Genomic DNA, 14,454 nt, shown 5'->3' with positions numbered 1-14,454 from the left:
AAAAATGCGACGCAACAACAAGTCGCATTTATTGAAAACTGGATTAACAACTATCCAAAGAAGATATTGGGTTACAAATCTCCTAGAGAATTTTTACAGACTGGCTAACTTGAACTTGAAATTTAGCTTGAGTTTCGCTCCCTTTTCTTTTTCCTTATTTATGATAAGATAGAATTATGAAACCAGAAGAATTTTACACAATTTTAGACACAAATGGATTTCCCTTAACCGACCAGCAAAAAGAGCAATTCGCCCTTTATTTTACCCGCCTTGTAGAATGGAATGAAAAGATTAACTTAACCGCCATTGTCGATCAAGAAGGCGTCTACCTCAAGCATTTCTATGATTCATTAGCCCCTATCCTACAAGGTTATTTTCCAAACGAACCGCTTCGTCTCTTAGACATCGGAGCTGGTGCTGGCTTCCCAAGCCTACCGATGAAAATTTTATTTCCAAAGCTACAGATTACCATTATTGACTCCCTTAATAAACGGATTCAATTTCTGACTGCCCTTGCTCAAGAACTAGGGTTAACAGCGGTTCATTTCTACCATGGACGGGCTGAGGACTTTGCCCAAGATAAGAATTTCCGTGCGCAATACGATATCGTTACGGCTCGAGCAGTTGCTCGTATGCAGATTTTAGCGGAACTAACGATTCCTTTCCTCAAGGTAAATGGTAAATTAATTGCCCTCAAGGCTTCACATGCAGAAGACGAATTGGTTGAGGCAAAAAATGCCTTGAATCTTCTCTTTGCCAAGGTCATTGAAAACGTAGATTATACATTACCAAATGGCGATCCACGGACTCTAACCATTGTAGAAAAGAAAAAAGAAACGCCCAATAAATACCCACGAAAAGCTGGAATCCCCAACAAACGTCCCTTATAAACCAAAAGAGTGAGAAAGCATCCTGTTGATACTCCTCACTCTTTTTCATGCTATTCTAATTTGATAAACACCAGATCAATGGTGAGCTGGTTAGACTAATTATGAAACGCTTGACCTTTAACGATTCATGGTTTCCACGGATTGTAAAAACGTCCGCCATTGATGGCAAATAAAGCGATGGTTAAGAGTAAAATACTCACTGCAAGCAATAAGACGATATAATCTCTTTTTTCAAGGGCTTGGTAAGTATACCAAGTCCGTTTTTTATTTTTACCAAATCGGCGGAGTTCCATAGCAGTTGAAATGGTATCAATCCGCTGCAAGGAACTAAAGATTAATGGAATCACCAAGGCCAGATTGCCCTTAATTCGGTCGAGGAGTTTTCCTTTCTGAGATAACTCAACACCTCGTGCTTCTTGGGACATTCGAATGGTATAAAATTCCTCTTGAATGTCTGGAATATACCGCATGGTCAAGCTGACTGAATAAGCCACCTTATAGGAGACACCTAACTGATTTAAACTCGAAGCAAATTGACTAGGATGAGTTGTCATTAAAAAGATAACCGCTAGCGGAATGGTACAAAAATACTTCAAGAGAAGATTGAAGAGATAAAATAATTCTTGACTGGTCAGCGTATAAGCTCCAAATCCTGACCACAAGATTGTCTCTGCTCCATACAGTTCAACCCCATACTGTGGCGCGAATAGATAGACCATTAGGGCGTTCATAATCGCAAAAATCGTAGTCACAATAAAAACAAAGGAAACATCTTTTAGACGGATTCCTGACCATTTAAATAGACAGAGTGAAAAGACCGAAATAGCAAGTATCAACCGAGTATCATAGGTCACCATTGCTGCTACCGATACGATAAGGAAAAAGACAAGTTTACTAACGGCTGATAGGTCATAAACAAACCCTTCACCAGCCCGATAGCCGATAATATTTGTTCCTTTCATCTACTATCCCCTTTCTCTTTCCATATAAAATTGAGTCAAAGCAAGGGCATCCACCCCTAATCGCTCTGCCAAGTGGAAGATACTGGTCTCTTTTAAATTTGCAAGCTGAATCACCTCTGGATTGCTCAAAATAGACGCCGGGTGGTCATCTGCCACAATTTGCCCATCTACCAAGACTACCGCACGATCCGAATAGTCTAACATAAGCTGCATATCATGCGTAATCATGATAATCGTATGACCCTGCTGATTCAATTCGTCTAAAAAGTCCATCATTTCTGTATAGTGGCGCTCATCTTGCCCAGCAGTTGGCTCATCAAGTAAAATAATCTCTGGATTGAGTACCAAGATTGAGGCAATGGTAACCCGCTTTTTCTGACCAAATGAGAGGGCTGAGATTGGCCATTTACGAAAGGCATACAAACCGCATGTCTGTAGGACCTTCTCTACTCGCTGTGTAATTTCTGCTTCTGCGACCCCGCGCAAGCGAAGTCCTAGAGCCACCTCATCAAAAATCATGGTCTGACTAATCATTTGATTGGGATTTTGTAAGACATAGCCAATGCGTTCTGCACGCTCCTTAATTGAATCTCCCAGAATAGACTGACCATTCCAAAGAACTTCCCCAGAAATAGCAACAAATTGACACAAGGCCTTGGCAAGGGTCGATTTCCCTGCCCCATTTTTTCCAATAATCGCAAGCCGTTCTCCCCGACGAATCGTAAGAGTTACGTCTTTTAAAACCTCTTTTTTACCATAGGCAACTCTGAGACGGTTAACTTCCAGAAGTGAAGCTGGCTGAGCCTGAGAAAGCACCATTTCAGGTAGATTTTCAACAGCTACATCGGTCAAAGTCAAGGCTTCCACAGATGCAATTGTCTCTTCTCTTGTCACATCATAGCCTAGCTGACGAAGGGTGGTAAGATAAAGTGGCTCGCGGAGGCCATTTTCAAGCAATAAAGACGTCCGAAGAAGAGTTTCTGGATCTCCATTGTAGACAATACGACCGTCGTTCACCAAAATAACTCGATCCACCGAACGATACAAGACATCTTCCAAACGATGTTCGATGATAATGGTGGTCGTGCCTTGTTCCCGATGCAGGCGATCAATCAAATCCACCGTATCTTGACCAGCTTTGGGATCAAGGTTGGCCAACGGTTCATCAAAGAGTAAAATCGGACTTTCGTCAATCAAGACACCCGCGATACTCACTCGCTGTTTCTGCCCACCTGACAAATCCTGTGGACGACGAGAAAGCAATTCCAGTAAGTCCAAGCGGCTAGCCCATAGCTGAATGCGGTCACGCATTGTAGGCAATGGGGTCACATCATTTTCAAGTGCAAACGCCAAATCCTCTGCCACACTTAGACCAATAAACTGACCATCTGTATCCTGCAAGACCGTACTAACCAGTAGTGATTTATCATAAATAGACAAATCAAAGGCATCCTTACCATGAATGCGAAGTTCTCCTGTTTTTGTCCCCTTGTAGATATTGGGAATGATCCCATTCAAACATTGACCGAGCGTTGATTTCCCAGATCCTGACGGTCCTACTATTAAGACCTTTTCTCCTTGGTAAATGGTCAAATCAATATCATGTAAGGTCGCCTCTTGTTGCGCATGATACTTAAAACTAAATTTTTCAAACTCAATGATTGCCTTCTTCATAAATACTTTTATCTCATTTCTTCTGCACAGCCTATTTTATACTCAGTTCATTTCAACAAATAACTTTTTTGATTTTTTCTCATGTAATGCGGACGGAAGCAACCTCCTTCGGAGCTTCATTCCTAATTTTTAACCCTAGGTCTCAAAAATTCCGTTATTAGTGACAGCAACACTGTCACTAATAATACACTACGGCAAAAATATTCTTTTAAGCTCACTTCGCTCGCTCTAAACTGCGGAATCTCATTTTTCTATTCAATACATCGTGTTATTTTTTGATGTTGGATGAATATTACTCACTCATGTAATTCGTTTCCTATCCCTTTATTTTACCATATATTCTAGTTATTTCTGCATAGTTTTTGTATATGAAGAGTTATAAATTTTACAAAAGGAAAAAGCTGGAATAGTCCAGCCTTTTTAACTCTGATAGAATCTTTTCGTTTTGATTTCATACTAGGGACAGAACGAGTGAACGACCTAATGGATTTTAAACCTTTATTGTGCTACTACTTCATCAAGTGTTTCACCAATAGCAGCCAAACGCTCAATTACTTCTGCGCGTGTCAATTGATGTTCTGCTACATAGCGATTGCGTGGGTGAACACGGCATTCGTGTGAGCAGCCACGGAGGTAGGTATGCTCATTTTCTTCTGAGGTCAAGATACGGCGGTTACAGAATGGATTCCCACAGTTGACATAGCGCTCACATGGTGTTCCATCAAACCAGTCTTTTCCGACTACAACAGGGTCTACGTGGTTGACATCAACAGCGATACGCTCGTCAAAGACGTACATTTTGCCATCCCAAAGTTCGCCACGAACTTCTGGATCTTTTCCATATGTCGCAATCCCACCATGCAGTTGACCAACATCTTTGTAGCCTTCACGGACCATCCAGCCAGAGAATTTCTCACAGCGGACTCCACCCGTACAGTAAACAACCACGCGTTTGTCCATGAATTTTTCCTTGTTATCGCGGACCCATTGTGGCAACTCACGGAAGTTGCGGATGTCTGGGCGAATGGCACCACGGAAGTGACCGAGGTCATATTCGTAGTCATTACGTGTATCAAGAACAACCGTATCTTCATCCAAGAGAGCTTCTTTAAACTCTTTTGGCGATAGGTAGGCACCTGTTGTTTCAAGCGGATCGATGTCGTTATCAAAATCATTATCTTCTAAGCCCAAGTGCACGATCTCCTTCTTGTAACGGACAAACATTTTCTTGAAGGCTTGCTCTTCTTCTTCGTCAATCTTGAACCAAAGATCTTCCATACCAGGAAGAGAGTGAACATAGTCTATGTATTTTTGAGTGGTTTCGTAATCACCCGAAACCGTTCCATTGATTCCTTCATCTGCCACAAGGATACGACCTTTTAGGCCGATTGATTTACAAAATGCTAAGTGTTCCGCCGCAAATTCTTGCGCATTTTCAATCGGAACGTATTTGTAATACAGTAAGACACGAATATCTTTTGCCATAAGATTTCTTCTCTCTTCTTTCTAAAAATTGTCTGAATTTTATCATTCAACTCTTCTATTATACTTTGCATAAGGGATTCAAGGCAATTTATTTGACCGAAAATGTCCACAAAAAACCTGCCCAGCAATCACTGAACAGGTTATGAACAAGTAGATTCTAATCTTTTGATAAGCTGTTGCTTTGGACTTGTCTCTTAGCATATACAGCCAGCAAGATAGTTCCTGCAATGGCAACTGTAACGGCATTGGCAGCACCAGCAACCAGCCCTTGGGCAAGGACCTTGTTTGGTGCTTCATGGTAGATAATAATATCCAAAATCGGCGCAATCACTCCCCAAACAATAATATTAGCCACAATTTGGACACCATTGAAGGTAATGATATCTTTGGTTGTAAAGATTCCTTGGCTAATCCGAAGACGATTCTTCAAGATACCGACCATCAAACCAAAGAGACCCGAAGCGAAAATCCATGTCCACCATGGACCGTAAGTGAGGGAGTCTTTTACAGCATGACCGATAAAACCTATCAAGAAGCCAACGATTGGCCCGAAAAGAATAGCCAAGAGAGATTGCACCGCATACTGGAGCTGAATACTCGTATTGGGTACAAACGTAGGGATGTTGATGACTAAGCTAATCACCACAAATAAGGCTGCTCCAATGCCGGTTGCTACAACTGTTTTAATCGAATTGTTTTTCATAAATGCTCTCCTTCTTCTCCTAAACACTCATTTTCTTGATTTCAATATGCCAGTTTTGTCCAACACCGACGTTGTAGGCCTTGGCAAATGAACCTTGATTGATAGCAAGTCCCACGCGGTAGAGGGAGTTAATATAAAGCAAGGGCTGACCGATACGGACATCAGCAAAAGATTTACCATAGGTTACTTGGTTTTGGTAGACCAGCATGTCATTGTTATAAATGGTCACTTCAAAGCGATCTCCAAAGGTTGGGTTGAGGCTATAAAATTCCTCGCGGGTAATCGATGTCCAGAGCGAACCAAAGCGGACATCCAAGATGTCAATGGCACCCTTGACAAAGTCAGTGCCGACTTCTGTTGGTACTGTTGGAATTTCCACAATATCTTCCACCTTGAGCTCAGGCCCTACTTCTTCAAAGCTAATATGACCGGAAGCCAATTTTGCCCCTGTATAGGCATAGACATCTCGACCGTGGAAAGTATAAGAATGCTCCGTATTGGCACGGCGATTCGCCACTTCTGAAATCTCACGCACCGCCTTAATTCCCACGTATTGTTTGATGAAGGACAGGGTTCCATTATCTGGGGTGACAATATAATGGTTTTGCTCTGTCAGAGCAACCACGCTCTTGCGTTTGGAACCAACACCTGGATCGACAACCGATACAAAAGTCGTATCCGCTGGCCAGTATTCCACCGTTTGAAAGAGCCGGTAAGAACCTTCAAAAATATTGTAGGGTGTAATATCGTGTGTCAGGTTATGAACCACCAAATCACATGATTCTTGTAGCGCCACCCCAATCATGGCAGATACTGCACCGTCAACCAAGCCAAAGTCAGATTGTAACACAAGTAAATTATTGGACATAGTTTCTCCTATCAGTAAAATGACTCCTCTATCATATCAAAAAATCCGCCAACTGACCAATACCAATCCTTTATGAACTGTCATAGGCAGGAGCTATATAGGCACAAAAGAGGCTGACAGGCAACTTACTAGCCATAAAAAAGATCGATAGAAACCTCAAAAAACCAGATAAACCTATTTTAAAATATCACAATAAAAGTGTTCGTAGAATTTCGAATTAGAGAGGAAAAATACGGAAAACAATACTATTTGACATTCTTCTCGAACAACAATTGATGACATGTAAAAATCAAGGAGGTACGTCATGGACACAGTAAAAAACAGTATGGCTCGATAGCCATACTGTTTTGAGTTTCCTACCGGACATCCTATCGATTTACATACGCTTCTGACGGCTGATTAGGTCTAAGTATCTGTAACAGACCTCGACCACTCCCATGTTAAGCGACAATCGCTTTTGCAACTTCTTCTGTCGTCATGCGTGAGAAATAATGAGTTGTATCAATAGTTTGGAGTTTGGCTAGTACATCGGCATACTCATAGCGTGTTCCTACTAGCAATTCTTCAATATCTGAGACATCCCCAATTCCAAAGAAATCCCCATAGATTTTGATTGATTCGATAATGGATTTTTCTGCCTTAACGTAGGTGGTGATTTTTCCTGCAGGATAACGGACGCTGCGCTCCACCGTGTACTCAGGTGTCTGACCAAAGGTCCAATCCCAGGTACCAAATTGAGTATCACGAATTTCTTGGATGCGAGTCAATTCATCTTCTGACAAGACATACTCGTCCATGTCTGGGTATTCTTTTTTCATCTGCTCTAAAATGGCATCTTTGAATTCCAAGACGGTCATTTTTTCTGGCAATTCGTTGTTGATATTGGTCACACGCGCACGAACCGATTTCACACCTTTAGACTCAATCTTATCCTTGCTGACTTTCAGAGCATCTCCCAAGACCGTCATATCCACATCAAATAAGAGACAGCCATGGTGCATCATACGTCCCTTGGCATAGGCTTGGGCATTGCCGCAAATCTTTTTCCCGTCAATTTCAAGGTCATTGCGACCCGTAAAATCAGCCTTAACCCCAAGAGTTGCCAGCGTGTCAATCACAGGTTTTGAGAAGGTTTTAAAATCAAAGGCTCCTTCATCTGCCTTATTCGAAATAATCGTGTAGTTCAAGTTATTCAAATCATGATAAACCGCACCACCACCTGACAGACGGCGGACAACATGAATCCCATTGGCATCTGTATATTCCTTGTTGATTTCCTGAATGGCATTTTGGTGTTTTCCGATGATAATGGCAGGCTCGTTAATCCATAAAATAAAAATCTCATCAACATCGGTTAGTTCCTTGAAAGCATAGGCTTCTAAGGCAATATTGTAGGCAGGGTCATTACTGTTATTGACTATATATTTCATAGCGCACTCCTCATTTTTTATCACTATCTAGTATAAGGCAAACGCTGTCAAAATACAAGTGATTGCTATTTGGATTTGCAAGCAAAAAATGAGTGGGAAAATGACGGTCGGGACCTGAGCCTAAAAACTAGAGAGAGCTTTTTTCGAAAGTGTCGAGTTCCTTGCCATTGCTAGCAATAACTTTTTTATACCAGTAAAAAGAGTCTTTAGGAATCCGTTTTAGACTGCCTTCTCCCTTATCATTCTTGTCGACATAGATGAAACCATAGCGTTTGCTCATTTCACCCGTCGAAGCAGATACAAGGTCAATACAGCCCCAAGGAGTATACCCTAGTAAGTCCACACCATCTAGCTCGACTGCTTTTATCATCTCTGAAATATGGTCTTTCAAATACGCAATCCGATAAGAATCGTGAATCATCCCATCCTCTTCCACATGGTCGACTGCACCCAAACCATTTTCAACAATGAATAGGGGCTTCTGGTAACGTTCATAGAGAGCGTTCATCGTAATTCGTAGACCGACAGGGTCAATCTGCCAACCCCATTCACTACGGTCAAGGTAGGGATTGCGGAGAGTCGCAAAGACATTGCCAGCTGTCTGCTCACCTTCTCGCTCTAAAGTCCCCGTCAAACGTGATGAATAGTAACTGAAACCAATATAATCGACCGTATTGTCTCTGAGCACCTGTCCATCTGTCGCGTCCATCTCTAGAACAATACCCTCGCGTTCTAAATACTTCAACGCATAGGCAGGATAGTAACCACGTGACTGAACATCAATGAAGAAGAAATTGTCCCGATTTTTGTCAAGCGCATCAAAAACATCGTTGGGGTGGCAGGTCTGTGCATAATACTGACCAGCAGCTAACATACAACCGATTTGGAAATCAGGATTGATAGACTTAGCCAGCGCTGTCGCTTTAGCACTCGCAACCAACTCATGGTGGGCAGCCTGATAAAGGACCTGTTGCTTATTCTCCCCCTCTTCAAACCGAATTCCTGCTCCCATGAAAGGAAGGTGCATCAACATATTGATTTCATTGAACGTCATCCAATACTTGACCTTATCCTTAAAGCGAGCAAAGATAGCCTGACAATAGGCAAGGTAGCAATCTATCATTTGACGGCTCTTCCAACCACCAAACTCTTCAATAAGCTGTAGCGGCGCATCAAAATGGCAAATCGTAACAATTGGCTGAATATCATACTTCAACAACTCATCAATGACAGCTTCATAAAACGCTAAACCTGCTTCATTTGGTTCTTTTTCTAAACCTGTTGGAAAAATCCGCGTCCATGACATCGAAAAGCGGTAGGCTTTAAATCCCATTTCTGCCATCAAGGCAATGTCTTCTTTGTAATGATGGTAAAAATCAACCGCTTCGTGAGCAGGATAGTAGCTACCTTGCGGCAACGTTCGATAGTCCATTTCACCCCGCATTACTGGAAAACGATTCTCCCCCTTCGGAATAACGTCTACACTAGACAGCCCTTTTCCACCAGTTTGATAGCCACCCTCGAATTGATTCGCCGCAGTTGCTCCACCCCATAAAAAGTCTTTTCTTAGTCCCATCTTGTCTCCCTCTCTTTATTTGACAAGGAAGGGAAGCTAGCCCGTTCCTTGCATCTCTATGGTATCCATCCAAGAACACCTGCTATACTCGCTCAATTGTCAACAAGACTTCACCGACAAATACCTCTTGATTTTCTGTCGGTAAAATTGCTTTAAAATCAGCAGAATTAGTAATAATAACTGGTGTAATCCGTTCATATCCTTTAGCATCCACCTTGTTAAAATCAACTTCAACAAGCGGCGTTCCCACTGTAACAGTTTGTCCTGGCTGCGCCAATTGTTTGAACCCTTCTCCTTTTAAATTAATGGTATCCAGTCCGATATGAATCAAGACTTCCACACCATCAACTGTTTTTAAGCCAATAGCATGTTTCGTTTCAAAAATCGTTACAACCTCTCCCACAATTGGAGAGCTAATCACAGATTCCTCTGGAATAATCGCGACACCTTGCCCCAACATTCCAGAAGCAAAAGTTGGATTGCTCACTTCACTCAAGGCTACCACTTTTCCTTTGACCGGTGCTGCAATGGTATCCGTTGTTGTAGCGACAATATCAGCTACCTCAACATCGGTAGATTCTTTGTATAAAATAAATGTGGCTATAAAGGCTATAATAACAGAGAGAATTAAACCAGCAATCGCTACATAGAAATAATAGAACGTATCGCCACCAATATAGCTTGCAATCGTTAGCAAACCTGGCGAACCACCTGCAAAGTTTCGTGCATTCATTATACCTAAAAAGAAGCCGCCAATTCCACCTGCAATCATGGAACCATAAAGCGCCGCCTTATTTTGCAAGGTAATCCCATATAAGGCTGGTTCTGTGATCCCAAAGATAGCTGTCAAACCAGCTGATGAAGCCAAGGCTTTTTTGTTGGCATCTTTTGTCTTCATTGCAATTGCTAGAGCCGCACCACCTTGCGCCACATTTGAAGCCAACATCCCTGGCTGAGCAACTGTGTCATATCCCAAGGTCATACGATTATTGATACCAATCGAAACTAAACCGTAATGCGTACCTGTCATAACTAAAAATGGCGAGAAGATTCCGACGACTGTTGGCACCACCCATGGTCCAAAATTCTCTAATAACTGGAAGAAAGTTCCCAACCATTGACCAACAATCGCTCCAATAGGTCCTACCACTACAAAAGTTACGATTGAGGTCGTTAGCATCGTCAACAAAGGAACTGAGAAGAACTTAATTGCCTTAGGCGAAATCTTATCTGCTAGCCGTTCGGCGTAACTCATGAACAAGACTGCTAAAATCACGGGAATAACTGTAGAAGAATAAGAGGCGACTGTAATTGGCAGACCAAATAAGGCAATCCCACCGCCTGATTCTTTTGCTTCCATCACCATAGTAGTGAATGTTGGATGGAGTAGCATTGCTCCCATCAACATTCCTAGGTAAGGGTTGGTTTTAAATTGACGAGCCGCAGTCCCTCCTAAAAAAATCGGAAGAAAATAAAAACCAGCATCCCCAATAAAGTTCAAAATCTGATAATTTTGGTCTGTATTTTCAACAAGATGAAACACAACCAAAATAGAGAGAACTGCCTTAATCATACCAGCTGCGGTAATGACGGGAAGAATCGGTGTGAAGATACCTGAAATGGACGCCATTAGACGAACTCCTAAAGATTGCTTATGAACCGTATCAACTTTATCCTCTTCTTTAAAATCACCAACTTGTATCAATTCGCGATAAACATTTCCCACGTCACTCCCGATAATAACTTGGTACTGTCCTCCGCTTTGAACCACACCAACCACACCAGCTAGCGACTTGATAGTATCCGTAGAAGCTTGCGCTGTATCTTTTAATTCAAAACGAAGCCGTGTCGCACAATGAGTAACGCTATTCACATTTTCCTTACCACCCACACCTTGTAAGATTTGAGTAGCTAATTGTCTATAATCCATAAACATCTCCTTTGTGATTTCTTATAGTTCCATCATAACAAAGTCCAAAATGAAAGCGAATACTTTTTGAAACATTTCGAACTCAGTTCACTATTTTGTCATCTTTTTTCTTAAAATTTGTAAACAGAGTTCACAACCTGCTATAATAAGTGAAACGACATTTAGAGAGGAAGAAATATGCTACTTCATGAACGAATGGAACATACCTATTTTCCACCCAGTGAACAAATCATTGTCAACTATCTATTGACAGAGGAACTCAATATCAGCGATAAAACAACTGCCCAAATCGCCAAAGAAACATTCAGTTCAAAATCCACCATTGTCAAAGTGGCAAAGCGGCTACAGTTCACCGGTTGGAGCGACTTTAAAAAGGCCTATATTGCGGAGTTAACCTACCTGCAGAATCACGAAGGGGGAATTGATGCAAACTATCCTTTCGATGAAAAAGAAAATCTATTACGAATTTCACAGAAAATCGCCCAACTAAAGCAAGAAGCCATCGCCGAGACCCAATCCTTACTCAATTTTAAAGTTCTAAAACAAATCACCGACATTCTTTTACAGGCCAAGAATATCCATTTATTTGCCCTCAGTAATAATCTCTATCTTTCAAAAGAATTTCAATATAATATGGCCCGTATTCGTAGAAGAGTTGAGATTCATGATATTTTAGGAGAAGGAATTTTTGCAGCAACCTTAGCTTTGCCAGAGGAATGCGCGATTATCATCAGCTATTCGGGTGAAAGTACCCAGTTAGTCCATTTTTTAGAAATCTTAAGAAAAAACAGGGTCACGACTATTCTTATTACCAATATTGGAGATAGTACAATGGCCCGCATGGCTGATTACACACTCCGTATCGCAACCAAAGAGAGGCTCTATACCAAGATAGCCACCTATGCCAACGATGCTTCTATCACCTATCTTTTGGATGTATTATACTCTTGTGTATTTCAAAAGGATTATCATACAAATGTTGAATTGCGGCGAAAAAGTTCTAGCATCTTTGAAACCAGTCGCATCAGCCAACATGGCATCAAAGAATAACTGTATAGAAAAAAGAGGCTTTCGCCTCTTTTTTGCTTATTTGCGTTTTGGTGGGTTGTGAATCGCTACTCCCAAGACATCCAAGAAGGCTTCGTACATGACTTCTGAGAAGGTTGGGTGTCCGTGAATAGATGCCGCTACATCATCCACTGTCAATTCTGATTCCATGATTGTTGCTGCTTCGTTAATCATTTCAGCTGCTACTGGTCCAATAATGTGAACACCGAGGATTTCATGGTATTTCTTATCTGCAATGACTTTAACAAATCCATGCGCTTCATTTGACGCAATTGCACGGCCATTGCCAGTAAAGCTACATCTACCAATTAAGATGTCATCTCCGTATTGCTCGCGTGCTTGATCTTCTGTCAAACCAACCATGGCAATTTCTGGATGTGTATAAACCGCTGCTGGTGTAAAGTCGAGTTTCGCCTTGTGGTGGTTACCCAAAATCGCATTTTCAGCTGCTACTTCACCCATACGGTAAGCAGCATGTGCTAACATCTTCGTGCCATTTATATCACCTGGTGCATAAATACCTGGAATCGATGTTTCTTGGTAGGCATTGACTTTGATACGACCACGATCCATTTCAAGGTTGAGATTTTCAAGACCTGCCAATTGTGGGACACGTCCGATTGACAGTAAGGCTTTTTCAGAAACAATTTCTGAACCATCGTTCAATTTAATGGTCAATTGGTTGTTAGCTTCAATAATTTCTGATACACCAACAGAAGTCAAGAATTTCATGCCTTTCTTAGAAAGCACTTTTTGTAGTTCAATAGACACTTCCCGATCCATACCTGGGATAATGCGGTCTGCCATCTCAACAACTGTTACTTCTGTACCGTATGAAGCATAGACAAGCCCAAGTTCCACTCCGACAACTCCACCACCCATAACCGTGAGGGATTTTGGAATTTCACGTAAATCGAGAATATCGTCTGATGTCAAGACAAGTTTAGAATCGATACCTGGGATGTTGATACGTGATACTTTTGAACCTGTCGCAAGAACGATGCTACGACCTTTGATGGTTTGGCTACCGATTGTGACAGTCTTGTCAGGGTTTACTTGACCAAGACCGTTGAAGATGGTTACCTTATTGGCTTTCAAGAGACCTTGTACCCCACCTGTCAATGTCTTCACAACTGAGTTTTTGAAGTCTACAGTCTTGTCCATGTCAATGGTGTAGTTGGTTGAAGCAAGGTTGATACCCCGACCAGCCGCAATCTTCAAGCCGTCAAGGATTTCTGCATTTTTAAGATACGTTTTTGTTGGGATACATCCTTTGTTCAAGCATGTTCCACCAAATTCTGATTTCTCAACGATAGCGATTTTTCCGCCTAATTGAGCACCACGAATGGCTGCGTAGTATCCTGCAGGACCTCCACCGACAACGACCATATCGTATTCGTCTGCTGCAAGTTCTGCTTTGGGAGCTACTGGCGCTGTAGCTGGTGCCGCTGGTACTTCAAGTCCTGCTGCTTTTAAGTCTGCAGTTGCTTGAGCAACATCTGCTGCTGGCGCTGCACCTGCATCCACTACTTCGCCTTCTGCGCCGATGTAGCCAATCACTTCTGTTACAGGTACTGTTTCACCGTTTCCACGAACGATTTTTAGCAAGATACCAGAATCTTCTGCTTCCAATTCCATGCTGGTCTTATCAGACATCATTTCTAAGATAACATCACCCTCGTTTACGACATCACCTTCTTGTTTTTTCCATTCGATGATTTCGCCTTCTTGCATGTCAACGCCAAGTTTCGGCATAATAATTTCAACTGCCATAATTATGATACAGAGAACGTCAAAATGCGACCGAATTTTAGGAGTCCAACATAGGATGGTTTGCATCCAAGGAGGACTATCTAAATTCCGAGCAT

11 protein-coding genes and 1 pseudogene are annotated in these 14,454 nt (G+C 41.9%); 3 read left to right on the top strand and 9 right to left on the bottom strand.

Features of this window, described 5'->3' with window-relative positions; all coding sequences use genetic code 11:
• Together ABPH35_RS04610 and rsmG are read left to right on the top strand one after the other, a co-directional pair.
• Positions 1 to 108, top strand: a pseudogene (locus ABPH35_RS04610) (IS30 family transposase); the annotation flags it as partial.
• Between the two features lie 68 nt (positions 109 to 176).
• Entirely contained in the window at positions 177 to 890 is a 714-nt protein-coding gene (rsmG, locus tag ABPH35_RS04605; protein WP_349988201.1) for a 16S rRNA (guanine(527)-N(7))-methyltransferase RsmG, read from the top strand.
• Positions 891 to 1,015: 125 nt separating this feature from the next.
• Here the strand turns inward: rsmG and ABPH35_RS04600 are convergent, their stop codons facing one another.
• The 8 genes from ABPH35_RS04600 to ABPH35_RS04565 form a co-directional block, all read right to left on the bottom strand.
• Positions 1,016 to 1,852 carry an energy-coupling factor transporter transmembrane component T family protein gene (locus ABPH35_RS04600; protein ID WP_349988200.1) on the bottom strand — a complete coding sequence of 279 codons (837 nt, stop codon included), beginning with the start codon at positions 1,850 to 1,852 and terminating at the stop codon, positions 1,016 to 1,018.
• A gap of 3 nt (positions 1,853 to 1,855) precedes the next feature.
• A complete protein-coding gene (locus ABPH35_RS04595; RefSeq protein WP_349988199.1) occupies positions 1,856 to 3,526 on the bottom strand; it encodes an ABC transporter ATP-binding protein in 1,671 nt (556 codons plus the stop codon).
• 498 nt (positions 3,527 to 4,024) lie between these two features.
• Positions 4,025 to 5,011, bottom strand: coding sequence for an oxygen-dependent tRNA uridine(34) hydroxylase TrhO (gene trhO / locus ABPH35_RS04590; protein WP_349988198.1), 987 nt, complete (start codon positions 5,009 to 5,011; stop codon positions 4,025 to 4,027).
• Positions 5,012 to 5,168: 157 nt separating this feature from the next.
• Positions 5,169 to 5,714, bottom strand: a complete 546-nt coding sequence (locus tag ABPH35_RS04585) for an ECF-type riboflavin transporter substrate-binding protein (protein ID WP_349988197.1) — start codon at positions 5,712 to 5,714, stop codon at positions 5,169 to 5,171.
• 19 nt (positions 5,715 to 5,733) lie between these two features.
• Positions 5,734 to 6,582, bottom strand: a complete 849-nt coding sequence (locus tag ABPH35_RS04580) for an SAM hydrolase/SAM-dependent halogenase family protein (RefSeq protein ID WP_349988196.1) — start codon at positions 6,580 to 6,582, stop codon at positions 5,734 to 5,736.
• A gap of 440 nt (positions 6,583 to 7,022) precedes the next feature.
• Complete coding sequence (locus ABPH35_RS04575) at positions 7,023 to 8,012, bottom strand: lipoate--protein ligase (RefSeq protein WP_349988195.1); 990 nt, start codon at positions 8,010 to 8,012, stop codon at positions 7,023 to 7,025.
• Between the two features lie 127 nt (positions 8,013 to 8,139).
• A complete protein-coding gene (locus ABPH35_RS04570; protein ID WP_349988194.1) occupies positions 8,140 to 9,588 on the bottom strand; it encodes a 6-phospho-beta-glucosidase in 1,449 nt (482 codons plus the stop codon).
• An 82-nt stretch (positions 9,589 to 9,670) separates the two neighbouring features.
• A complete protein-coding gene (locus ABPH35_RS04565) occupies positions 9,671 to 11,518 on the bottom strand; it encodes a beta-glucoside-specific PTS transporter subunit IIABC (protein WP_349988193.1) in 1,848 nt (615 codons plus the stop codon).
• A gap of 177 nt (positions 11,519 to 11,695) precedes the next feature.
• On the opposite strand from ABPH35_RS04565, the gene ABPH35_RS04560 reads away from it, so the two are divergent.
• Positions 11,696 to 12,568, top strand: a complete 873-nt coding sequence (locus tag ABPH35_RS04560) for a MurR/RpiR family transcriptional regulator (RefSeq protein WP_349988192.1) — start codon at positions 11,696 to 11,698, stop codon at positions 12,566 to 12,568.
• Positions 12,569 to 12,604: 36 nt separating this feature from the next.
• Here ABPH35_RS04560 and lpdA read toward each other — a convergent pair whose 3' ends face one another.
• Positions 12,605 to 14,359, bottom strand: a complete 1,755-nt coding sequence (lpdA, locus tag ABPH35_RS04555; RefSeq protein ID WP_349988191.1) for a dihydrolipoyl dehydrogenase — start codon at positions 14,357 to 14,359, stop codon at positions 12,605 to 12,607.
• Positions 14,360 to 14,454 lie beyond the last annotated feature (95 nt).

The organism is Streptococcus handemini (assembly GCF_040984445.1).
Classification (GTDB): domain Bacteria; phylum Bacillota; class Bacilli; order Lactobacillales; family Streptococcaceae; genus Streptococcus; species Streptococcus handemini.
Note: the sequence above shows the minus strand (reverse complement) of the source record. Positions and strands in the feature narration are given on the sequence as shown.

Coding starts and splice junctions, on each gene's coding strand:
- rsmG (WP_349988201.1), top strand. CDS start 177: ATGAAACCAGAAGAATTTTACACAATTTTAGACACAAATGGATTTCCC.
- ABPH35_RS04600 (WP_349988200.1), bottom strand. CDS start 1,852: ATGAAAGGAACAAATATTATCGGCTATCGGGCTGGTGAAGGGTTTGTT.
- ABPH35_RS04595 (WP_349988199.1), bottom strand. CDS start 3,526: ATGAAGAAGGCAATCATTGAGTTTGAAAAATTTAGTTTTAAGTATCAT.
- trhO (WP_349988198.1), bottom strand. CDS start 5,011: ATGGCAAAAGATATTCGTGTCTTACTGTATTACAAATACGTTCCGATT.
- ABPH35_RS04585 (WP_349988197.1), bottom strand. CDS start 5,714: ATGAAAAACAATTCGATTAAAACAGTTGTAGCAACCGGCATTGGAGCA.
- ABPH35_RS04580 (WP_349988196.1), bottom strand. CDS start 6,582: ATGTCCAATAATTTACTTGTGTTACAATCTGACTTTGGCTTGGTTGAC.
- ABPH35_RS04575 (WP_349988195.1), bottom strand. CDS start 8,012: ATGAAATATATAGTCAATAACAGTAATGACCCTGCCTACAATATTGCC.
- ABPH35_RS04570 (WP_349988194.1), bottom strand. CDS start 9,588: ATGGGACTAAGAAAAGACTTTTTATGGGGTGGAGCAACTGCGGCGAAT.
- ABPH35_RS04565 (WP_349988193.1), bottom strand. CDS start 11,518: ATGGATTATAGACAATTAGCTACTCAAATCTTACAAGGTGTGGGTGGT.
- ABPH35_RS04560 (WP_349988192.1), top strand. CDS start 11,696: ATGCTACTTCATGAACGAATGGAACATACCTATTTTCCACCCAGTGAA.
- lpdA (WP_349988191.1), bottom strand. CDS start 14,359: ATGGCAGTTGAAATTATTATGCCGAAACTTGGCGTTGACATGCAAGAA.